Source organism: Pseudomonas sp. D5(2026) (assembly GCF_057766845.1).
In genome coordinates this window covers 1,816,434-1,840,811 of record NZ_CM173421.1, presented here as the reverse complement: position 1 = coordinate 1,840,811, position 24,378 = coordinate 1,816,434, and the positions used below count along the sequence as shown (strand labels likewise).

Genomic DNA, 24,378 nt, shown 5'->3' with positions numbered 1-24,378 from the left:
GCCCCCTCACAGGAAGCCCTATGAACGCACCCTCTTTCAGTCTGATCCTGGCCGATGGCCGCAAAGCCAGTGCCCAGGATGAAACGCCAGAGAGCGGCAGCCTGCGCCTCGACAGCAGCGCCGCCATCCCCTACCGGGAGGTCGACAACCGCATCGTCTTCGAGCAACTTCCGCCAGCATTTCCGGCCAGCGCGATGCTGGCGGTACTGGCGACCCGTTTCTGCCACCGCAAACAATGCAACGAGGTGAATGTGCAGGTCCCTGGCGACCGGGAATTTGCCGTGCGTGCCGTACGTGAAGGCATTTTCGATCATTGGCAGGTCGACGACCAAGGCAGGCTTGCCCTGCGCTGCACCCGCCAGACCTTCTGGCAGCAACCCCTGCCATGGCTGCGTGAGCCGGCCAGCGTGCACACTGCCCCGCGTTATTGCTTCAGCGGCGAGAAACGCCACCCACAACGCCCGCCCAAACCGGCGGGCGAAGTCTATCGACGCCATCTGCCGAAGCTGAACGCCACCTTTTCACTGCGCACCATCGACCCGGTGAAGGACCTTGCAGCCTTCAACCGCTGGATGAACCTGGAGCAAGTCGCGTTCTTCTGGGAGCAGACCGGCACTCCGGAAGAACATGCGCAATACATTCGCGAAATGCTCGACGACCCGCGCGTACACCCGCTGATCGGCTGCTTCGATGACGAACCCTTCGCCTACTTCGAGGTGTACTGGTGCAAGGAAGACCGCATCGCCCCCTACTACGACGTCGCCGATTACGACCGTGGCTGGCATGTGGTGATCGGCGAGCCCAAGCACCAGGGCATTGGCAAGCTGCGCGGCTGGTTCCGCTCGCTGATGCATTACATGTTCCTCGATGACCCACGTACCCAGCGCATCCTCGGCGAGCCGCGCATCGACCATACGCGCCAGATCGACTTCCTCAAGTCCCAGGGGTTCGGCCACCTGAAGGACATTCAACTGGCCCACAAGAAAGCCGCTCTGCTGCGTCTGGAGCGTGAAGCCTTCTTTGATGACCACGTCCTTTGATCCGCCTGGAGAAGACTTCCCCATGATTCGCAAACCGCTCAGCGCGCCCCGCGAGCTTGCCCAATTGCTCAAGCCGTTCTGGCCCATCGTGCTGGTGTCCATACTGTTGGGCATCCTCGGCGGCTTCAGCGTCACCACGCTACTGGCCACCATCAACCGCGCCCTCAACAGCGAAGCAGGGCTGACCCATGCCGTGCTGTGGTTGTTTGCCAGCCTCTGCGTGCTGACCTTGCTCAGCAGCATCTTCTCCGACATGGGCACCAATTTCGTTGGCCAGAAGATCATCGCCAAACTGCGCAAGGAGTTGGGCGAAAAAGTGCTTTCGGCGCCCATCGAGCAGATCGAGCGCTATCGCAGCCACCGCCTGATCCCGGTGCTGACCCACGATATCGATACCATCAGCGATTTCTCGTTCGCCTTCGCCCCCCTGACCATTTCGCTGACGGTGACGCTGGGCTGCATGGGCTACCTGGCAACGTTGTCCGGCCCGCTATTCCTGCTGATGCTGCTGGCATTGGGCGCCGGCATTACCGCCCAGGTCATCGCCCGCACGCGCGGCATCAAGGGGTTCAACACCGCCCGCGAGGCCGAGGACGAGCTGCAGAAGCATTACAGCGCAATTGCCCAGGGCGCCAAGGAGCTGCGCATACACCGGCCGCGCCGGTATCGCATGTTCACCCGACACATCCAGGGGATCAGCGAGCGGATCAGCGCCATCCAGATCAAGGCAGTCAACACCTACATCCTGGCCAAGACGTTCGGCTCGACGCTGTTCTTCATCGTCATCGGCCTGGCACTGGCCTTGCAGAGCACCTGGACAAGCGTCGATCAGGCGGCAATGACCGGCTTCGTGCTGGTGCTGCTGTACATGAAAGGCCCACTGGACCATCTGGTCAGCGTACTGCCGCTGGTCAGCAAGGCACAGGTGGCATTCCAGCGCATTGCCGAGCTGTCAGAGCAGTTTTCCTCGCCCGAACCTGACCTTCTGCTCGGCGGCAAAGGCGCTCCCCGCCAGGCCATCGACAGCCTGGAGCTGCGCAATGTGCAGTACGCATTTCCGGCAGTCGAGGGCAGCACGCCGTTTCGCCTGGGCCCGGTGAACCTCACGATCAATCAGGGCGACATCGTGTTCATCGTCGGCGAGAACGGTTGTGGCAAGACCACGCTGATCAAGCTGCTGCTTGGCCTGTATGCGCCGCACAGTGGTGACATCCTGCTGGATGGTCAGCCGGTCTCGGTGCTTGACCGGGATGACTACCGACAACTGTTCACCACCATTTTCGCCGACTACTACCTGTTCGACGACGTGGTCCAGGGCGACCAGCAGATTCCCGACGATGCTACCCAATACCTGCAACGCCTGGAGATCGCGCACAAGGTCAGCGTACGCGACGGCGCCTTCACCACCACCGACCTGTCCACCGGGCAACGCAAGCGCCTGGCACTGATCAGCGCCTGGCTGGAGCAGCGCCCGGTGCTGGTGTTCGACGAGTGGGCAGCCGATCAGGACCCAACCTTCCGCCGCATCTTCTACACAGAGCTGCTGCCGGACCTCAAGCGCCTGGGCAAGACCATCATTGTCATCTCCCACGATGACCGCTACTTCGATATTGCCGACCAGCTGGTACACATGGACAGCGGCAAGGTCCGCACCGCAGCCCAGCCGGCCTGACCGGCTGCATCCCTCGCCCCAGCCAGGCCGTCGGCCGCCCTGGCCGGGGCCTGCCCACCCGCCCCGCCCCTGCGCCTGCCGGTAAATTTGCCGTGCGGCGGCTCGTTTACTGGCCATACACCTCTCCAGAGGACAGCGGCCATTCCCCGGCGAGGCCGGCCCCCATGCTGCTGTCCTTCGACTCGACTGCCACAGGGACCGCCATGCACGAATCACTGGATGCCGACTCGCTCGCTGAAGACTTGCTGGACGACGCCTTGCTCGCCCTCCTCCAGGATGAGCCGTCCGAACCCGACCGGATAGCACCACGCGAGCGCGCCGGGCCAGCCCCCCTCTCATTCGCCCAGCAGCGCCTGTGGTACCTGCAGCAGTTCAACCCGCAGAGCGCGGCGTACAACCTGCCACGGGCACTGTCACTGAAGGGTGAACTGCATGGCCAGCACTTGGCCATGGCCTTGCAGGCGGTGGTCGACCGCCATGACATCCTGCGCAGCAGGTTCGCCGAGGTCGAGGGCATACCGCAGCAGTTCGTCGAAGCCGACGCACGCCTCGAAATGCCCTGCGAAGACCTGACCGCCATGCCCGACACGCAACGCCCTCATGCATTGCAGCGGCTCATCGAAGCGGATGCGCTGGCACCGTTCGACCTCGGCAAGGCGCCCCTGATCCGGGCCCGGCTGGTGAAAGTACAAGGAGACGAGCATGTGTTGCTGCTGAACATGCACCACATCGTTTCAGACGCCTGGTCCAATCCGATCCTGCTGCAGGACCTGCTGGGCGCCTATTCGCAGGCAGCCGCCCAGGGAGCCTGCAAGCTGCAACGGCCCGCCATCCAGTATGCCGATTACGCCATCTGGCAACGCCAGGCTTACCTGCAAAGCGATGCGTGCCAAGCGTCTGCCCGCTACTGGCATACCCGGCTGGGTGACGAACTGCAGCCGTTGATGTTGCCGGGTGACCTCGACCCGCGCTGCGCTGGCGCGCCGCCTGAGGGCACCAGTGCGCGCTACCATGGCCTGCAACTGGACGCCGAGGTGTTCCAGGCCCTGCTGCAGCTCAGCCGGCAGCAGGGCGTGCAACCCTTCGTCATCGCCCTGGCCGCCTGGCAGGTGCTGCTGGGCCGCTACAGCGGCCAGCGGCAATTCACCCTCGGCGTGCCCAGCGCCGGGCGCAACCGCAGCGAAACCCAGCAGCTGGTAGGGTTCTTCGTCAGCACCCAGATCTACCGCGCCGAACTCGACCCGCAGCAATCCGTGCAGACCCTGCTGCAAAACCTGCGGGAGCAGTCTATTGCGGCCCTGAGCCACAGCGACTACCCGATGGAGCTGTACCTGGAGACGCTGCAGCACAACGGCCAGGTGCTACCCACCCAGTTGTTCCAGGCGCTGTTCAACTGGCGCGTGGCCGGGACTGCCAGCGGCCCGCTGGCCCTGGGCCCCCTGCAGCTGGACTTCCTCGATACCGCCAGCGCCCAGGCCAAATGCCTGATCGGCATCGACCTTGAATACGCAGCCGATGGCCTTGGCTTCAGCCTGGAATACGACTGCAGCCAGTTCAGCCACGCCACCGTGCAACGCATGGCCCGGCACTGGCAGAACCTGCTGCTGGCCATGGCCCGGGGGCCCGAGCAACGGCTGGGCGAGCTCGACATGCTGGGCGCACAGGAACAGCAGATCACCTTCGCCCAGTGGAACCCGGCCCCCGCCGAGCACCCGGCCGACCAGGCCCTGCACAGCCGCATCGAGGCCCAGGTGCAGCGTACGCCCGATGCCATTGCCGTCACCTGCGAGGGCCAGGCCCTGAGCTATGCCCAGCTCAACCAGCGCGCCAACGCCCTGGCCCGGCGCCTGGTCGACGACGGGGTCGGGCCCGACGTGCTGGTCGGCCTGGCTGCCGAGCGCTCGCTGGACATGGTCGTCGGCATCTTCGCCATCCTCAAGGCTGGCGGTGCCTACGTGCCGCTGGACCCGGCCTACCCGGCCGACCGTTTGGCCTACATGATCGAAGACAGCGGCCTGCAGCGCCTGCTGGCCCAGCCCCAGGTGCTGGCCAGCCTGCCAGTGCCGGCAGGCGTGCGCGTGCTCAGCCTGGAAAGCAACGATGACTGCAGCCAGGCCGACCCGCTGGCCTGCTCACCGGTCACGGTCAGCCCGGACAACCTCGCCTACGTGATCTACACCTCCGGCTCCACCGGCAAGCCCAAGGGGGTGCTGCTGCCGCAGCGCAACGTGCTGCGCCTGTTCACGGCCACCGACGCCGACTTCCGCTTCGGCAGCGACGACGTGTGGAGCCTGTTCCACTCCTATGCCTTCGACTTCTCAGTGTGGGAGATTTTCGGCGCCCTGCTGCATGGCGGGCGCCTGGTGATCGTGCCGCAGCACACCAGCCGCTCGCCCGAGGCCTTCTACCAGTTGCTGGCCGATGAACAGGTCACGGTGCTGAACCAGACCCCGTCGGCGTTCAAGCAACTGATGGCGGTGGCCACCACGGCCGAGCCGCAGCGGCCGCTGGCACTGCGCAGCGTGGTGTTCGGCGGCGAGGCGCTGGACGTCAACAGCCTGGCACCGTGGTTCGAACACTTCGGCGACCGCCAGCCGCAGCTGGTGAACATGTACGGCATCACCGAAACCACCGTGCATGTCAGCTACCGGCCGCTGTCGCTGGCTGACCTGGGCAAGGCGGCCAGCAGCCCGATGGGCATGCCGATCCCCGACCTGTCCTGGTATGTGCTCGACGGCGACCTGAACCCGGTAGCCAAAGGCTGCATCGGCGAGCTGTACGTGGGCCGCGCCGGCCTGGCACGCGGCTACCTCAAGCGCAGCGAACTGAGCGCCACGCGCTTCGTGCCGGACCCGTTCGGTGCCCCTGGCGGGCGCCTGTACCGCACCGGTGACCTGGCGCGCTACCACGCCGACGGGGTGATCGAATACGCCGGGCGCATCGACCACCAGGTGAAGATCCGCGGCTTCCGCATCGAGCTGGGCGAGATCGAAGCCCGCCTGCAGGCCCAGCCGCAGGTGCGCGAGGCCCTGGTGCTGGCCCAGGAAGGCGCGACCGGCCAGCAGCTGGTGGCCTACCTGATACCCGCTGCCGAGGTAGCGCTGGAGCAGCACGCCGGGCTGCGCGCGCAGTTGCGCGAACAGCTGAAGGAGGCGCTGCCGGACTACATGGTCCCGGCGCACCTGTTGCTGCTCGACCGGTGGCCGCTGACAGCCAACGGCAAGCTCGACCGCAAGGCCCTGCCCAAGGCCGATGCCAGCCTGTTGCAGCAAGCCTACAACGCTCCCCAAGGCACGCTTGAACAGGCCTTGGCCACGTTGTGGCAAACCGCGCTCAACGTCGAACGTATCAGCCGCGACGATCACTTCTTCGAACTGGGTGGCCACTCGTTGCTGGCTATCCAGCTGCTGGCCAGCATCAAGCAGGAACTGGGCCTGGCAGTGCGCATTCAGGACCTGCTCGCCTACCCCCGCATCGACATGCTGGCCGCACATCTGGGCCGTGAGCATGCACGTACGAGCCCGTGCATCGTTCCCCTCAACCGCCCGGGCGCACCGCTGCCTACATTGTTCTGTATCCACCCCAGCGGCGGCATGGTCTTCAGCTATCAGCCGCTGGCCCGCTGCCTGGAGCAGCAGGCTTGCGTCTACGGCGTGCAGCACCGGGGCGGCAGCCCGGCGCCGGCCGAACAGCAGGGCTGGCAAGCAATGATCGCCGACTACACCGCACAGATCCGCCAGGCACAACCGTCCGGGCCGTACCGCCTGATGGGCTGGTCGCTGGGCGGCAGCATTGCCTGGGACATCGCCCGGCAGCTGGAACAGGCCGGCTGCGAGGTCGCATTCCTGGGGCTGGTCGATAGCACCCTGCCCGAGGCGCAGTTGAGCCGCGCCGCGTTCCCCCATCACACCCCTCGCCCAGCCCGCCACAGCGATGCACCGGGCCAGCGCGAACTGCAAGACACCGTCGAGCTGTTCGGGCTGTTGTTCCCGCAGGCCAGGCAGGCCGCCACCGAGCAGCTGCACGCCAACCCTACTCAGGACATCAAGGCGTTCTACCAGTGGGCCACGGCGCACCTGGCTGACGCTGGCATCGATGTCCAGGGCGTGCTGGCCAGTGCCAAGGCCCAGATCATGAATGCCCAGGCGTTCGACATTCACGACCAGCTGGAAGCGAGTTTCGCCGATTTCACCCTCACTCCGCTCAGGGTCAAGCCCAGCTGCTGGTGGTCGCAGGTGCACAAGAGCGCAGCACACATTCACGCCGCCGAGCAGGTCATCCGCCAGTTCTGCGCAGGGGGTGAGCTGGACGTTTCGCTGCACTCACCCTACCCACACGAAACCATGATGCTGGAGCAGCCCCTGATCGACTCGTTCATCGAGGCGTTTGGCCGTAGCTGCCCGGCACCCTGAATACCCCGTCACACCTGCCAAAAAGGAAACGTTCGCCATGAAGTGCGCCCCCTACACCGTCACCGGCCTGGCCCTTGCCCTGGCCATGGCGGCCTGCCCGCTACTCGCCCAGGCTGCCGGCAAGACCCCGGGCGAGGTCTTCCAGGATTGCAAGGCCGGCTGCCCGGAAATGGTCGTGCTGCCTGCGGGCAGTTTCGTCATGGGCACGCCGGATGACGAGCCGGGCAAGCAGCCCGACGAAGGCCCGCAACATACCGTGACCTTCGCCAAACCCTTCGCCATCAGCCGCTTCCAGGTCACCGCCGGCGAGCTGGATGCCTATATCAAGGAAACCGGCGTGGTCATCAAGGACGGTGATAAACGCCCAGGGCGCCTGTGCCAGGCCAGCAAGCCTCGCTACCCGCAAGGGCCGCGCCAGCCGGCAGTGTGCGTCGATTACTACGAAGTGCAGGCCTATGCGCAGTGGCTAAGCAAAAAGACCGGCCACACTTACCGCATGCTCAGCGAGGCCGAACGCGAGTACGCGGCACGGGCCGGCTCCACCGGGCCGTTCCCGTTCCCGTTCGACGAAGAAGGCGATTACCAGATCAGCAAGCATGCCAATACCTACGGCCCCAAGGACGGCTACAGCTATACCTCACCGGTTGGCAGCTACCCGCCCAATGCCTTTGGCGTCTATGACATGCACGGTAACGTGTATGAATGGGTCGCCGACTGCTACCACAAGGACTACGTCGGCGCGCCCAGCGATGGCAGTGCCTGGATGGAGGCCGACGGCGGGCTTTGCCAGGCGGCGCACATGCGCGGTAATGACTGGGGTGAAGCGCCGATCTTCTCGCGTTCGGGCAATCGCAATGATCGCGAACGCACGGTACGTGGCGACTTCCTGGGCTTTCGTGTAGCGCGGGAGCTGTGACCTGGCGCAGGCCATCTGGGCGGGGTACCCGCCAAGATGGCCTGCGTGGCCCCAGGTTCAGAACTGCGGGGTGTATTTGACCGAGAACATGAAGTTGCGAGGGTCGCCGTAATAGTTGTTGGCAGTGACGGCCGCATACGACGGAATGTAGTAGACCTTGTCGAAGATGTTGTTGAAGTTGACCGCCAGGCTGACTTCGTCGCTGACCTTGTAACCAAGGCGCGCATTCCAAATGGTGAAGCCGGGCGAATCGAACTTGCGATCAAAGGCAACGGTACTGCTCTGGCTGTTGAAACCGCCGCCGACACTAAAGCGGCTGAAGTCACCAGGTAGGGTGTAGTCCGTCCACACCTTCACCGAGTGTTTCGGCGTCCAGGTGGAGAAGATCTTGCCCTCGTTCGTGTTGTCCTTGAGGTACTTGGTGGTGTTGTAGACGTAACTGGCCGACGCTTGCAGGCCTGGCAGCACCTCACCGTTGATCTCGGCCTCAAGGCCCTGGCTACGCACTTTGCCGGACGCTGCCGCGCAGTTGGAGCCGCCACACAACGATTCGGTGTTCAGAATCGGCACCGCGCGGTTTTCATGGTCATAGCGGAACAGCGCGACGCTGGTATTGACCTGGCCGTCGTTGAGCTCGCCCTTCAAGCCCAGCTCGTAGTTGCTACCTGTGATCGGCTCGATCGTGGAACCACCCACGCCAATGGCACTCTGCGGGATGAAGACGTCGGCATAGCTGGCGTAGGCCGACCATTGCGGCGTCAATTCGTAAACCAGGCCCGCGTAGGGGGTGACAACACCGTTGTTGGCCTTGGAGGCCGGACTGTCGTATTGATGGACGCCGGCCTGATAGACCTGGGAATCGTAATCATAGGAGTACCAGCTGGTACGCCCGCCCAGGATCAAGGTCAGCGGGTCGGTCAGCTTGACGCGCCAGGTACCGTAGATACCTTTCTGCACGATCTTGTACTGGCTGTCGGTACGCGTGCCACGGGCCGCCAGGCTGTCGTAGTTCTCGAAGGGCAAGTGGTTGTCGAGATCGAAAATGTTCGCCCCGGCGCTGCGCACCACCGCCATGGTGTTGTCGCTGGTAAAGCGAGAATAGTTACCGCCGAAGACCACTTCCTGGTCGAAGCCAAAACCGTTGAAGTCGCCATCGACGAACATGTCCAGGCCGCGGCTGTGGGAGTTGAAATCGGTGGCGTAGCGCCAGTCGAACAAACCGGACCCATCGTTGGCCAGGCCGGTCGGCGCTACCACGTAGGCGTAGGTCATTTCGTTGCGCTCGTTGATCGCCACCGCCGCGGTCTTGAACTTCCAGTGGTCGTTGAAGCGGTGCTCGAGGTCGACATACAACGCCAACTGCTCGGTCATGCCGCGGTTCCAGTCGGAGCCGGTAAAGGTCGAGCGCGACAAGCCTACGTCCCGGCCATCACTGAAGCGCGGCAAACCGGCGACCATGGGCGTGAAACGCGTCTTGCGATCGCTGATGCCGACACCGAGGGTGGTGTCTTCAGACAGGTCGAAGTCCAGCGCACCGTAGACCTTCTGTTCCCAGCCGCCCACATAGTCGATGAAAGAGTTGCGCGTATCGTAGTCGACCACGGCACGCCCACGGATGTTACCCGCCTCGTTCAGCGGGCCGCCAACGTCAACCTGAGTGGCATAGTGGTCCCAGGAACCGGCCTGGGCGGTCAGGGTGACCGTCGGCTTGGCCTGGCCGCGCTTGCGCACGAAGTTGATCGCGCCACCGGGGCTGTTGGCCCCCTGCAGCAGCGCAGCGCCGCCACGCAGCAGTTCGACACGGTCATAGAATGCCGTCGGTTCGGTCAGGTAGCTGCCCAGCGCATAGATGCCACGGGTCATGGGCACGCCATCGTACTGCAGCGAATCGATTTCAAAACCGCGGGAGGTGATAAAGCCGCCGGTGCCCGGGCTTTTGGCGAAGGTCATGCCCGGCGCGTTGGCCAACAGCGTCGGCAAGTCGGTGATGTTCTGGTCATCCATGCGCTTGCGGGTCATCACCGACACGCTCTGCGGAATATCCTTGAGCTTGTGTTCGCTCTTGCCGATGGTGACGCCACCGGTGGTATACGAGTTGCTGCCTTCGGTGGTCACGCCCAACGTGTTGCCCGTGATGTTGGTGGCGCCCAGTTCCAGCGCCGAGGACGCAGCGCGCTCACGCCGCACCAGGGTCAGGGTATCGCCCTCCAGGCTGTAGCTGACCGGCAAGCCGCGCAACAGCTTGGCCACTGCCGCGTCGACGGTGTAGCTGCCACGCACTTCGTTGCCACGCAGGTCGGCCATTTCCGAGGCGTTGTAGATGAACTGCACATCGGCCTGCTCACCAAGCGCACGCAAGGCGTTGGGCAGCGACTGGGCAGCGATGTCGAAGTTGACCCCCTGAGCCCAGACCTGGGCGGCCATGGGCAGCATCAATGCGGCGCCCAGCACCCCTTTACCGAGCAACGCCCGGGATGAGCGGGCGCTGATCGAGCGGGACATGCAAAGCGCCTTGGCCAATGGTTTGAACTCGAAAAATCCTGCTGGCATGGTATTTCTCTATTTATATCGGGTAATGAAATCGTCCCGCGCCCGCCAACGGCCTCCAAACGGCCGAGCTGCCCATCCTCCCCCGGGCAGATCCCGCGACAGACGCCTGACACGCAAGTCAAAACGGCTTGCCACGTGTGGCTTTCAGCGCGCTCCTACATAAGACGCATCACCCTGGAAAATCCAGAATGAGAATTTTTTGCATTAGTATCTCGCCGGCATCCTTCCACGCAATCGGCACGGCAGTACGGGGAGGTAATGCAAAAGACCTCAGGGGCGGGTTGCCCGCCCCTGGGCGTGGTGAGGCTTAGCGGCTCTTTTCCAGCAGCCGGGCTTTTTCTTCAGGGCTCATGCTGTCGAGCCGCAGACGAGCCTGGGCCAATTTGAGCAACTGGCCAGGGTTGGCTTCGCGCTCGCGCAGCGCCTGGGCAAGGGTAGCAACCGTCGGGTGGTCGAAAATGACACCCGGATTGATGTCGCACTGCAGCGACTTGCGGATACCGGCCGCCAGCTTGATGACCAGCAGCGAATGTCCGCCCAGTGCAAAAAAGTCCAGCTCGATGCCCACTTGCTCCAGCCCCAGCAGTTGCGCCATGCGCTGCGCAATCACGGTTTCCAGTGCATCACGCGGGGCCAGCAGACCCGCCGCAGGTTCATTGCCCATCTGCCGCAACGCTGGCCGGTCGAGCTTGCCGTTGCCCAGGCGCGGCAACCGCGGCAATGCCTGCAGGGTACGCGGCAGCATCACCGCCGGCAGTTGCTGGCCAAGGTACTCGCGGACCGCGTCCAGGGCAGCCGCCGTGGCCTCGTCGCGCAAGCTGACATACGCGCTCAGCGCTTCTCCATCACACAACACCGCCGCCTCGACCACCTGCGGTGCGCCCGACAGCTGTGCCTCGATCTCCGCCAGCTCGATGCGGAAGCCGCGTATCTTCACCTGATGGTCGCGCCGGCCTTGCAGCTCGATAGCACCGTCCGGGCGATAGCGCGCCAGGTCGCCGGTGCGGTAAAGCCGTTCGCCTGCCACGAACGGGCTCTCGACGAAAGCCGGCTGGTCACTCTGCACGGCTTGCAGGTAGCCGCGACACACCTGCTGCCCACCGACATACAGTTCGCCCAGCATGCCGGTGACCGCCAACTGCAAGTGTTGATCCAGCACATAGACCTGGTTATTGGGCAACACCTGCGACAACCCGAGGGTGCCAGTCGGCACCGCCCGTACCGGGTGCACCATGACCCCGACCGTGGTTTCGGTCGGGCCGTAATGGTTGAACAGCTTGCAGTCCGGACGTATCTGCAACAGGCGCTGCAGCAACGCCGCGCTCGGGGCTTCCCCCCCCAGAATGACGGTGGCCGGTACTGCCGGTGCCCTCGACTCCAGCAGCGCGCTCAGGTGCGATGGCACGATCTTCAGGCAGTCGATTGCCTGCTGCTCGAGGTACGCAGCAAACAGTTCGGCATCCTTCATCACCTCGTCGGCGGCCACGTGCAGTGTCGCGCCCACATACAAGGCAGCGAACAGCGTGGTATGGCCAAGGTCGGCCGACACGGTCGAGCCGAAGGCGAAGTGACGACAGTCCTCCAGCGCCAGCGTGTGGCACACGCCTGCGGTGTAGTTCAGCAGTTGCCGGTGCTCGACCACCACGCCTTTGGGGGTGCCTGTCGAGCCCGAGGTGAACAGGACATAGGCGGCATCGCTGGCGCTGGCGGCGTGCGGTTGCAGCCGTGCAGTGTCAACCGCCAGCGGGTACAGGCTGTCGAGGCTCAGCGCTTCCACGCCCTGCTCACGCAGGCTGGCCACCGCTGCCGGTTCGACCAGCACCTGCGTGGCCCCGGCCTGTGTCATCAGGCGCACCTGCCGGGCAACGGGCCAGTGCGGCTCCAGCGCCAGGTAAGCCGCGCCGACGCGCCAACAGGCCAACATCGCCACGACCCAGTCCAGCGAGCGCGGCAGTGCCAGTGCCAGCACCGCCCCGGGTTGCACGCCAGCCTGCTGCAGCGCCAGCGCCAGGCGCTGCACTGTCAGCTCCAGTTGGGCGTAACTCAGCCCCGCGTCATCTGCAATCAGCGCCAGCGCGTCGGGGGTGTCGATTGCCCACTGGCTGATCTGCGCCGCCAATGACGTCGCGCCCAGTGGCTGCGGTGCGGGGTTGATCGACAGCAGGCGCTGGCGCTCGGCTTCACCCAGCAGGTTCAACTGCCGCAGCGGGCGGTCCGGCGCCTGGACGATGCTGCGCAGCAACTCGATGTACTGCTCCAGCAGGCCTTGCATGCCGCGCGCACTGTAGCGCCCGGCCAGGTAATCCAGGCTCACGGTAATCGGTTGGTCAGCACCCGCCGCTGGGCAAATGCGCAGCTGCAGCTCAATGCCCGCCGGCAGGCGTGGCGCCAGTAGCTCGCCCTGCCAGCACAGCCCGCCGGCAACCTGCGGCGCGAGCGCCGGAGTAGTGGAAAACGCCACGGTCGGCACGGCTGTGGGCACCCATTCCGGTACCCAGTACTCCTGCCACGCCACATGCTGCTCCAGCGCGGCGCCGAGTGCTGCAAGGTGCTCGCCGAAACGGGTTTCGTCAGCCCACTGCAGGCACAACGGCAATAGCTTGCTGAACGCCCCCGCACTGTTCGCGAAGTAGTCATAATCCTGTCGCGCATCGTGCTGCCATGCGCCCAACAACCGGTTGCTGTCGCCAAGCCGGCCCAGCAAGCCCCACCAGGCCGCCTGCAGCAGCGTGTCCAGGCTGGCCTTACGGGCGTCGGCCAAGCGTTGCAACTGCCCCTGCAAGGCCAGCGGCAGATTCACCTGATGGTGTGCCTGGTGTGTCGCTGGCTGGTCCTGGCGATAGGCTGGCCAAGGCGCGCTCATGCCCTGCTCCGTTGGCATCAGGTGCCCTTGCCAGTAGCCACGGGCTGCCGCTGCATCCTCATCCTGGGCCACTTCGGCACGCCACTCCAGATACTGCCCGAAAGCTTCAGGCAGGTCTTCATCCGGCCCGGCTGGCGTGTCATACAACGCCGTCAGGTCACGGTACAGCATGGCCATGCCCGCCTCGTCGCAGGCAAAGCCCGCCACCCCCAGCCATAAATGCCACTGCCCGGCTTCGGCGGCCGGTACCAGCAACGCCTGGGCGGCTGGCAGCTGGTCGATTTCGAAGCGCTGCCGCAGCCAAGGCTCGAGCAGTGCCGGCGCATCTGCCTCGGCCTGCACTGCCAGCGTCAGGGCTGGCCGCCGGGCGCCGATGAACTGGCGCATGCCGCGGTATCCCGAGGCAGTGCCCAGGCGCCCGGCCAATATCGGGTGGCGCTCGACCAAGCGCTCAAGCGCCTGGCTCAGGCGCGCCGGGTCCGGCTGGCCCTGAACGCTGATCTTCAGCAGCGTCGCGGCCTGTGACCAGTCCGGGCAAGCGGGCAAGGCATCGAGCCAGTGTTGCTGGTCGACGGTCAGGGCAAAACCGATGTCGTCGGCCTGGTCTACGTAACTGTTCATTCCTCGGCCTCCTCGGTCGCCATCACCTGCATGGCCGCAGCCGCCTCCAGCGCTGCCCGGTCGAACATGTCGCCCATCGCCACGACGATCTTGCGCGGCCCCTCGTACGGGTCACGGGCATGCGCCGCCAGCATGTTGTCGACCAGGATCACGTCGCCTTTCTGCCATTGGAACCGCACGGCACAGGCTTCATACAGCTCGCCGATCAGTTGCATGTCCTGGTCGGGGATCGGCGAACCATCGCCGAAGTACACATGCCGTGGCATGCGCTCCAGGCCGAACATGGCCAGCAGGTCTTCACGCGCATCCGGCTCCAGCCAATAGATGTGGTGCAACTGCACCTGGTTGAAGAACGAGCGTGCGCCGGTGATCGGGTGCGTGATGATCGCCGGGCAACGGGTACGGGTCTGCAACTCGTCGTTGTCCAGCCAGCGCCATTCGATGCCAGCGGCACGGCAACGGGCCTCGACCTCGGCGCGGTCATCGGTGCGGAAGAAATGCTGCCATGGCACGTCGAGCTTGTCGGCGAACGTGCGCACATACAGCAGTCCTTTGTCCTCGAGGGTTTGCCGCAGTGCCTGCGGCAGCTTTTCGTACATCAGGCGGCAGTCGACCACCGGCGTGGCACCGCCGACCGGCGAAGGCTGCTCGCAATAGAACATCTGCTTGCGCGGCCAGCTGTCTTGGTGCGCACTCTCGTTATGGAACAAGATCATTTTGTTTTCCGGGTACGGCGTGGAGCGGTAGGTATTCCTGCCCCCCTCCTTCTTCGGCAGGTCACCGTATTGGCCATAAAGCCCCGGCTGGACTGCTTCGGCGAATGCTTCGAACCCCTGGATACCCTCCAGGGCAAAGCCGCGGAACAGGATGCCTGCATGCTCGCCCAGCTTGCGCTCGACCAGCGGCCGGTTGTTGCGCACCCACTCGATCAGGTCGATCGATGCGTCGCCAGGCTCGACGAGCAACGGGAACGACTGGCCTGGCACCAGCAACGACTCGCGCACCGCAGCCCGTGGCGGTGCAGCTGCAGTGGCGCCGGCAGAGCGCTTGAGGAATTTGCCCAGCTTGTCGGCCTTGCTGGCCGGGGCGCTTACCGGTGTGCTGCCAGCCAGGCCGCCACCCTGTAATGGAACGTTCATCGCTTGCCACCTCATATCCTGAACACTGACGATCTGTTCGAGCATCGCGATCCATGCGCTGACGAGTCGCTGGATATGCTCTTGCCTGAAAAGCGTTGTCGCAAACTGCCAGTTGCCACTGAGCTGCCCGGCCTCCTGTTCGATGAACAGGGCCATGTCGAACTTCGAATACAGCGCCGGGGCGGGCAGCGCCTGCACGGTAATATCGGCCAGGGCTTCGCTGCGTACGGGCAGGTCGTTCATCACGAACAGCACCTGCACCAGCGGGTTCATGCCGCGCACCCGCGGGGCGCCATGGGCCTCGACGATCATGTCGAACGGCAGGTCCTGATGCTCCAGGGCCGCGAGCAAGGTGCGCTGGGTGCCCTGCACGAAGTCACCGAAGGCCAGCCCATCACTCACCCTGGAACGCAGCGGCAACACATTGACGAAGAAGCCGATCAGGCCTTCCAGTTCGCTGTGCTGCCGGCCTGCGGTGTCGGCCCCGACCAGTACGTCATGGGCACCGCTGGTCTGGTGCATCAACCACTGGAACGCCGCCAGCAGCGTGCTGTACAGGGTCACCCCGGCCTTGGCCGCGAACTGGCCAAGCGCATCGGTCAATGTTGGCGACAGGCTGAAGTCCACCGCACCGCCGGCATGGGAGCCCTGCTCGCTGCGCGGCTGTTCCAGTGGCAGGTCAAGGCGGCCGGCATGGCCCGCCAAGGCCTGTTGCCAGTAGCTTGCCTGGCGCTGCAGCTCACCCGCCTGCTCGAGGGCCTGCTGCCACAAGGCGAAGTCTGAATACTGCAGCGGTAACGGCGCCAGAAGGTGGGTCTGCCCTGGGGCGCTGTGACGGTAGATTTCAACCAGGTCGCGGACCAGCACGCCCATCGACCAGCCGTCGGAGATGATGTGGTGCATGGCGAAGAACAGCACATGCTCCTGGTCTGCCAGGCGTGCCAGACGGCAGCGCAACAACGGTGCATGCTCCAGTGCAATCGGGGTGCTGGCGTTGGCCAGGGTGGCTTCGGCGATGCACCGTTGCTGTTCCTGGTAGCTGAACCCGGACCAATCGTCGAGGGCGATATCCACCTCGATCTGGTCAGCAATCTGCGCCAGCGGATCACCCTCGTCGTCCTGCACGTAGCCCGTACGCAACACTTCATGTCGCTGCGCCAGCGCGTTCAGGCTGTTGCGCAACACCTCGACCTGCAGCGGCCCTTGCAGGCGCAGGGCCAATGGCATGCCGTAGGCAGCGCTGCCCCCGGACAATTGCTCGGCAACCCACAAGCGCCGCTGCATCAACGACAATGGCGCGGTGGCTTTTTTACCATGGGCCAATAGCTCGACACCGTGCGCGGTCGCAGCCTTGCCTGCGCCGCCGAGCGCTGCCAGCAGGCGCTCCAGCACCGGGTGATCGAACAGGTCACGCAAAGTCACTTGCATACCCGGCAGCTTGCGCATCCGCGATACCGCCTGGGTGGCCAGCAACGAGTGACCACCCAGCTCGAAGAAGTGGTCGCCAAGGCCCACCCGCTCAAGGCCGAGCACCTCCTGCCAGATACCCGCAACGTGCTGCTCGAGCGGGGTTTGCGGTGCCCGGTAGGCCTGCTGCAGGGCGCTGTTGTCGGGCTTGGGCAAAGCCTTGCGGTCGAGTTTGCCGTTGGCGGTCACCGGCCAGGCCTGCACCTGCAGGATGTGCGTCGGCACCATGTAGTCCGGCAGGCTGCCCTTGAGCTGCTCGCGAAGGCTGTCACGCAGTGCGGCGGCGTCCACCGCCATGCCCTGCTCTTCGGCCAGCACGTAGGCCACCAGCTGCTGGCCATGCCCGCTGTCCTGGGCCAGCACCACCGCCTCGCGCACCTGCGGGTGCTCCAGCACCCGCGCCTCGATTTCACCCAGTTCGATACGCAGCCCGCGCACCTTCACCTGATGGTCGATACGCCCGCAGTACTCGATCACCCCGCTGTCGCGGTAGCGCGCCAAATCCCCGGTGCGGTACAGCCGCTGGCCGTGGCTGCCGAACGGGTCGGGCACGAAACGCTCGGCCGTCAGCGACGGGCGACGATGGTAACCACGCGCCAGGCCCTGGCCACCCAGCATCAGCTCGCCCATGGCTACCTGCGGCAGGGCTTCGAACGCCGGGCCAAGGATGTGCGTGTACAGGTTGGCGATCGGCCGGCCGATCGGCACGCTGTCACGCCCTTCGTCGACACAGGTCCAGTGGGTGACGTCGATCGCTGCCTCGGTCGGCCCGTACAGGTTGTGCAGGCGGGCACCGGGCAAGTGGCTGAACACCTGCTGCTGGGTGTCCACCGCCAGCGCCTCGCCGCTGCAGATCACCTGCCGCACGCTGTGGCAGCGCTGCAGGCCCGGCTCGCGGACGAACACCTGCAGCATCGACGGCACGAAATGCAAGGTGGTGACCTGGTGGCGCTCGATGGTGTCGATCAGCCGCTCCGGCTCGCGGTGCTCGCCCGGTGCCGCCAGGGCCAGCCGCGCACCGGTCATCAGCGGCCAGAAGAATTCCCACACCGACACGTCAAAACTGAACGGCGTCTTCTGCAACACCGTGTCGGCACTGCCCAACGCATACGCCTGCTGCATCCACGCCAGCCGGTTGTACAACGCCAGGTGGCGGTTGCCGGCGCCTTTCGGCCGCCCGGTCGAGCCGGAGGTGTAGATGACGTAGGCCAGGTTCTCCGGGTGCAGCCGGCACGCCGGCACCTGCTGCGAATAACCGCCCAGCTCGCCGGGCTGGTCCAGCAGCAGCACCTGCCCGGCAAACGCCGGCAGCTGATCGCGCAAGTGCGCCTGGGTCAGCAGCAGCTCGATGCCGCTGTCTTCGAACATGTAGGCCAGCCGCTCGGCCGGGTAGTCCGGGTCCAGCGGTACATAGGCGGCGCCGGCCTTGAGGATCGCCAGCAGGCCAACGACCATTTCCAGCGAGCGCTCGGCGGCGATACCCACCAGGCTTTCCGGGCCGACACCCTGTTCGATCAGCTTGTGCGCCCACTGGCTGGACAGCTCACTCAATGCCCGGTAGCTCATGCGCTGGTCGCCGAACAGCAGTGCCGTGGTGTCTGGCTGACGACGCGCCTGCGCCTCGAACAGCTGGTGCACGCGCCAGTCGCCGGGGTAGTCGGTGGCAGTGTCGTTAAGGTCGTGCAGTACCGCTTGCGCCTGCTGCGGGCTCAGCATCGGCAACTCGCCCAACGCTGTTTCGGCGCCGCTCTCAAGCATCTGCTGCAACACCTGCAACAGGTGCTCGCCAAGTTGCTCGGCCAACCGGGCACTGAACCGTGCCCGATCGACTTTCAACTGCAGCGACAGGTGCGTACCCAGGTTAACCACCAGCGTCAGCGGGTAGTTGGTCTGTTCGTGGTTCGCCACCTCACCAAACACCAGGCTGCTGGTGGTATCGGCCTGCAGCGCTTCGGACACCGGGTAGTTCTCGAACACCAGGATGCTGTCGAACAGCGCTTCGCCGCCCTGCCCGGCCCAGCGCTGGATATCGAACAATGGCGTGTGATCGTACTCACGCAGGGCGATGTTCAGCGCCTGCACGGTGTCCAGCCAGTCACCCAGCGCTTGCTCCGGGCGTGGGCTGGCAATGACCGGCAAGGTATTGATGAACAGGCCGATCTGTTGCTCGATGCCCTTGAGTTCGGCCGGCCGCCCAGCCGTGGTCGCACCAAAGGCGACGCAGGTCTGGCCGGTATAGCGCTGCAGCACCAGCAGCCAGGCCGCTTGCACCACGGTATTGACGGTGACCCTGCGCTCACGGGCAAAGGCGTCCAGGCGGGCGGTCTGCCGGGCATCCAGTTGCTGTACCCGCTCGACCTGCCCCTGCCCTTCACTACCGGCTGCCCAGTCCGTGGCCCGGGCCAGCAATGTGGGTGCATCCAGGTCTTGCAACTGGCGGGTCCAGAACGCCTGGCCGGCTGCGCCATCCTGGCGCTGCAACCAGGCAATGTAGTCACGGAAGCGCCCCGGCCCTTGCTCCGGCACGCTGCCGTGGTACCGCTGCAGCACCTCGCCCAGCAGCCGGGTATTGCTCCAGCCGTCCATCAGGATGTGGTGGCTGGTGTAGATCAGGTGATAACGCTGCGCGTCCAGGCGAATCAGGGTCAGGCGCAACAGCGGCGGCCGGACCAGGTCGAAGCCGGCCGCGCGGTCTGCAGCAGCGAACGCCTCCAGCGCATCGGCAAGGTCGTCACGGCCACGCCAGTCATGCACCGCGAACGGCAATTGCGCCTCGCGCTGAATGATCTGCAACGGGCTGGCCAGCTCACCCCAGATGAAGCTGCCACGCAGCAGGTCATGGCAGTCGACTGCCGCTTGCCACGCAGCACGGAAGCGCTCGGGATCCACGCCAGTCACATCAACCCGCATCTGGTTGATGTAATCCCCGCCCTGCTGCAGCAGCGTATGGAACATCATGCCCTGCTGCATGGGCGAAAGCGGGAAGATGTCCTCGATCATCGCTGGCGGCAGCGCCAGGCTGTCGAGCTGGGCCTGGGTCAGACCAGCCAACGGAAAGTCCGAAGGGGTCATGCCAGCGTGTTCGCGCTGGCAGCAGTGCTCGACCAGGGTACGCAGCTCCTGGCTGTACTCATCGGCCAGGCGCTGTACGGTGGCGACTTCGAACATGTCGCTGCTGAAGGTCCAGCCCAGGCTCAGCTCACCGGCATAGACCTGGCCATTGAGCGTCAGCCAGTTACCCAATGGCGCGTCCAGGCTCTGCTCATCGCCTTTGGGGTCTGCGCAGGGTACCAGCAGCGCCTGCTCATCGGTTGCCAGGTGGCCATCCAGCTGGCCCAGATAGTTGAAGGTGATGCGCGGCACCGGCAAGGCACACAGGCACTCACGGCTGGCAGCGTCCGCCAGGTAGCGCAGCACACCATAGCCAATGCCCTTTTCGGGCACGGCGCGCAGTTGTTCCTTGACCTGCTTGATCGACCCATCCAGCGTTGCCGCCGGGCTCAGCCGCAGCGGGAACAGGCTGGTGAACCAGCCGACCGTGCGGCCCAGGTCGAGGTTGTCGAACAGCGCTTCGCGCCCGTGCCCTTCCAGTTCGATCAGCGTCGAGGGTTCGCCGCTCCAGCGGCAGATTACCCGCGCAAGCGCAGTCAGCAGCAGGTCGTTGACCTGGGTGCGGTAAGCGGCCGGTGCCTGCTGCAACAGCTGTCGGGTCAGGGCCCCGTCCAGGTGGCTGTAGACCGTGCGGGCGTACCGGTTACTCAGGGCACCAGCGCTGTTGTCCTGCGGCAGGCTGCCGCTGGCATGGCGCAACTGCGCCTGCCAATAGCCCAGTTCGGCCTGCAACGTGTCGCTGGCGGCGTAGGCCTGCAACTGTTCGGCCCAGGCCCTGAAGGCACTGGTCTTGGCGGGCAACTGTGGCGCCTGCCCGGCCGCACATTGTTGGTAGGCCCGGTGCAAGTCCTCCAGCAGAATACGCCAGGACACCCCATCGACGACCAGATGGTGGATCGCCAGCAACAGGCGCTGACTGCCGTCCGCCAAGGTTGCCAGCACCGCGCGCAGCATCGGCCCATCGGCCAGGTTGAGGCTGCGCTGGGCCTCGGTGCCCAATGCCTTTAGCTCACCGGCATTGGCCAGTGTCGCGCACCATAGCAAAGGTGGCTGTACCGGCCCGGCAGGCCGGTAGCTGGCCTGCCATTGCCCATCAACCTCGACAAAGCTCAGGCGCAGGCTGTCGTGGTGCGTGACCAGGGCCTGCAGCGCCTGCTCCAGCGCCTGTGCTTCAAGCGCCTGCAACGGGCGGAACAGCACCGACTGGTTCCACTGCTGGCGTTCGGCAATGGCTGTGTCGAAGAAGGCATGCTGCACCGCCAGCAGCGGTGTGGGCCCGTGCAAGGGGCGCTGGTCGGCCTGTACCGTACACCCCACCTCGGCGACTGCGGCCAGGTCTTGTACCGTCTGGTGCTGGAACAGGTCCTTGGTGGTGAAGCGGATGCCCGCCTGGCGGGCGCGGCTGACCACCTGGATCGAAACGATCGAGTCGCCACCGAGGGTGAAGAAGTTGTCGCTGCGGCCGACCCGCTCCAGCTTCAGCAGGTCCTGCCAGATCGCCGCGATCTGCTGTTCCAGCGGGCCTTGCGGTGCACTGTATGCCTGCTGCAGGGCGCTGTTGTCGGGCTTGGGCAGGGCCTTGCGGTCGAGCTTGCCGTTGGCCGTCACCGGCCAGGCCTGCACCTGCAGGATGTGCGTCGGCACCATGTAGTCCGGCAGGCTGCCCTTGAGCTGTTCGCGAAGGCTGTCACGCAGTGCGGCGGCGTCCACCGCCATGCCCTGCTCCTCGGCCAGCACGTAGGCCACCAGCTGCTGGCCATGCCCGCTGTCCTGGGCCAGCACCACCGCCTCGCGCACCTGCGGGTGCTCCAGCACCCGCGCCTCGATTTCACCCAGTTCGATACGCAGCCCGCGCACCTTCACCTGGTGGTCGATACGCCCGCAATACTCGATCACCCCGCTGTCGCGGTAGCGCGCCAGGTCGCCGGTGCGGTACAGCCGCTGGCCGTGGCTGCCGAACGGGTCGGGCACGAAACGCTCGGCCGTCAGCGACGGGCGACGATGGTAACCACGCGCCAGGCCCTGGCCACCGAGCATCAGCTCGCCCATGGCCACCTGCGGCAGGGCTTCGAACGCCGGGCCAAGGATGTGCGTGTACAGGTTGGCGATCGGCCGGCCGATCGGCACGCTGTCACGCCCTTCGTCGACACAGGTCCAGTGGGTGACGTCGATCGCTGCCTCGGTCGGCCCGTACAGGTTGTGCAGGCGGGCACCGGGCAGGTGGCTGAACACCTGCTGCTGGGTGTCCACCGCCAGCGCCTCGCCGCTGCAGATCACCTGCCGCACGCTGTGGCAGCGCTGCAGGCCCGGCTCGCGGACGAACACCTGCAGCATCGACGGCACGAAATGCAAGGTGGTCACCTGGTGGCGCTCGATGGTGTCGATCAGCCGCTCCGGCTCGCGGTGCTCGCCCGGTGCCGCCAGGGCCAGCCGCGCACCGGTCATCAGCGGCCAGAAGAATTCCCACACCGACACGTCAAAACTGAACGGCGTCTTCTGCAACACCGTGTCGGCACTGCCCAGCGCATACGCCTGCTGCATCCACGCCAGCCGGTTGTACAACGCCAGGTGGCGGTTGCCGGCGCCTTTCGGCCGCCCGGTCGAGCCGGAGGTGTAGATGACGTAGGCCAGGTTCTCCGGGTGCAGCCGGCACGCCGGCACCTGCCGCGAGTACCCGCCCAGTTCGCCGGGCTGGTCCAGCAAAAGGACCTGCCCGGCAAACGCCGGCAACTGCTCGCGCAAGTGCGCCTGGGTCAGCAGCAGTTCGATGCCGCTGTCTTCGAACATGTAGGCCAGCCGCTCGGCCGGGTAGTCCGGGTCCAGCGGTACATAGGCGGCGCCAGCTTTAAGGATCGCCAATAGGCCAACGACCATTTCCAGCGAACGCTCGGCGGCAATACCCATCAGGCTTTCCGGGCCGACACCCTGTTCGATCAGCTTGTGCGCCCACTGGCTGGACAGCTCACTCAACGCCCGATAGCTCATGCGCTGGTCGCCGAACAGCAGTGCCGTGGCGTCCGGCTGGCGACGCGCCTGCGCCTCGAACAGCTGGTGCACGCGCCAGTCGCCGGGGTAGTCGGTGGCGGTGTCGTTAAGGTCGTGCAGTACCGCTTGCGCCTGCTGCGGGCTCAGCATCGGCAACTCGCCCACCGGCTGTTGCGGCTGGGCTACCACACTGTGCAGCAGGTGCTGCCAATGTTGCCCCATGCGCTCGACACTTGGTGCGTCGAACAGGTCGGTGGCGTAGGTCAGCGATGCCCACAGGCCATCCGCGGTCTCGACCGTGTCCAGGGTCAGGTCGAACTGGGCGTTCACTTCTTCCCACGCCAGCACTTCCACGCTCAGGCCTGGCAGCTGTGTGGCCCCTGGCAGCCGGCGCTCGGCGCTGCGGTGGTTGAACATGACCTGGAACAACGGGCTGCGGTTCAGGCTCCGTTCGACCTGCAGTGCATCCACCAACTGCTCGAAGGGCAAGTCCTGGTGCGCCTGGGCCTCCAGCGCAGTGGCCTTGACCTGCTGCAACAGGCGGGCGAACGGTTGGTGCGTATCAATGTCGGCCTTGTGCACCTGGGTATTGACGAAGAAGCCGATCAGGCCTTCGGTTTCCTTGCGCGTGCGGTTGGCGACCGGCACGCCGACGCGGATGTCCGACTGCCCGCTATAGCGGTGCAACAGGCACTGGAAGGTCGCCAGCAACAGCATGAACAGGGTCACCCCTTCGCGCCGCGCCAGTTGCCGCAGGCCATCGGCCAGTGCCGGGCTCAGTGGCAGGTCGATGCGGGCGCCACGGTAGCTGCTGTGCAACGGCCGCGGGCGGTCGCTGGGCAACGCCAGCACAGGCTGTTCACCGCCCAGCTGGGCAGTCCAGTAGGCCAGCTGGCGCTGCCGTTCGCCGCCATCCATCCATTGGCGCTGCCAGACGGCATAGTCGGCGTACTGGATCGGCAACGCCGGCAGGCTGGCAGGCTGGCCGCTGCTGTACGCGCGATACAGGTGCACCAGTTCCTGCACCATCAACGCCAGCGACCAGCCATCCGAGACAATGTGGTGCTGGGTAATCAGCAACACATGATCGTCCGGCCCCAGGCACAGCAGGCTGGCTCTCAGCAGCGGGCCCTGGGCCAGGTCGAACGGCTGGCGGATTTCTTCGGTGATACAGGTGCGCAGCCGTGCCGCCCGGTCCTCGCCGGGCGCCAGGGCCAGGGTGTGCCTGGCAATGCTCACCGGCGCGGGGGCATGGATCACTGGCGTGGTGCGCTCACCGTCAGTGGCGAAGGTGGTGCGCAGCGACTCGTGGCGCGCCACCAGCGCATCGAAGCTTTGCTGCAGGGCAGCCAGGTCCAGTGCGCCGCGCAGGTTCAGCGCAGTGGGCAGGTGATAGGCGGCACTGTCTGGCTCAAGGTGCCAAAGAAACAGCTGCCGCTCCTGGGCGAAGGACAGCGAAAGCGGCTCGGTCGGATCGCGTCGAAAAACAGGTGCCACGCTGTACAGATCGACACCTTGCTGCTTGAGCAGCACTGCCAGCGCCTTGCGTTGCTTTGCCGACAGTGTTGCTACCGATTCGATTAACTTTTGCACGCCCTTCCC

At 65.4% G+C, this 24,378-nt stretch carries 7 protein-coding genes; 4 read left to right on the top strand and 3 right to left on the bottom strand.

What is annotated here, in order from left to right:
• Positions 1-20: 20 nt before the first annotated feature.
• The 4 genes from AC3B5Q_RS08405 (at position 21) to pvdO (ending at position 8,040) form a co-directional block, all read left to right on the top strand.
• Complete coding sequence (locus tag AC3B5Q_RS08405; RefSeq protein WP_003251532.1) at positions 21-1,040, top strand: GNAT family N-acetyltransferase; 1,020 nt, start codon at positions 21-23, stop codon at positions 1,038-1,040.
• Positions 1,041-1,062: 22 nt separating this feature from the next.
• Positions 1,063-2,712, top strand: a complete 1,650-nt coding sequence (locus tag AC3B5Q_RS08400) for a cyclic peptide export ABC transporter (protein WP_392471654.1) — start codon at positions 1,063-1,065, stop codon at positions 2,710-2,712.
• Between the two features lie 164 nt (positions 2,713-2,876).
• Positions 2,877-7,124: a non-ribosomal peptide synthetase gene (locus AC3B5Q_RS08395; RefSeq protein WP_488392971.1), complete on the top strand. Its 4,248-nt coding sequence runs from the start codon at positions 2,877-2,879 to the stop codon at positions 7,122-7,124.
• A gap of 37 nt (positions 7,125-7,161) precedes the next feature.
• Entirely contained in the window at positions 7,162-8,040 is an 879-nt protein-coding gene (gene pvdO, locus AC3B5Q_RS08390; RefSeq protein WP_021785466.1) for a dihydropyoverdine dehydrogenase, read from the top strand.
• Between the two features lie 57 nt (positions 8,041-8,097).
• Here pvdO and AC3B5Q_RS08385 read toward each other — a convergent pair whose 3' ends face one another.
• The 3 genes from AC3B5Q_RS08385 to AC3B5Q_RS08375 form a co-directional block, all read right to left on the bottom strand.
• Entirely contained in the window at positions 8,098-10,590 is a 2,493-nt protein-coding gene (locus AC3B5Q_RS08385) for a TonB-dependent siderophore receptor (RefSeq protein WP_101196448.1), read from the bottom strand.
• A 307-nt stretch (positions 10,591-10,897) separates the two neighbouring features.
• Complete coding sequence (locus tag AC3B5Q_RS08380; protein ID WP_488392970.1) at positions 10,898-14,074, bottom strand: non-ribosomal peptide synthetase; 3,177 nt, start codon at positions 14,072-14,074, stop codon at positions 10,898-10,900.
• Complete coding sequence (locus AC3B5Q_RS08375) at positions 14,071-24,369, bottom strand: non-ribosomal peptide synthetase (protein ID WP_488392969.1); 10,299 nt, start codon at positions 24,367-24,369, stop codon at positions 14,071-14,073. Before AC3B5Q_RS08375 ends, AC3B5Q_RS08380 begins: the two co-directional genes overlap by 4 nt.
• Positions 24,370-24,378 lie beyond the last annotated feature (9 nt).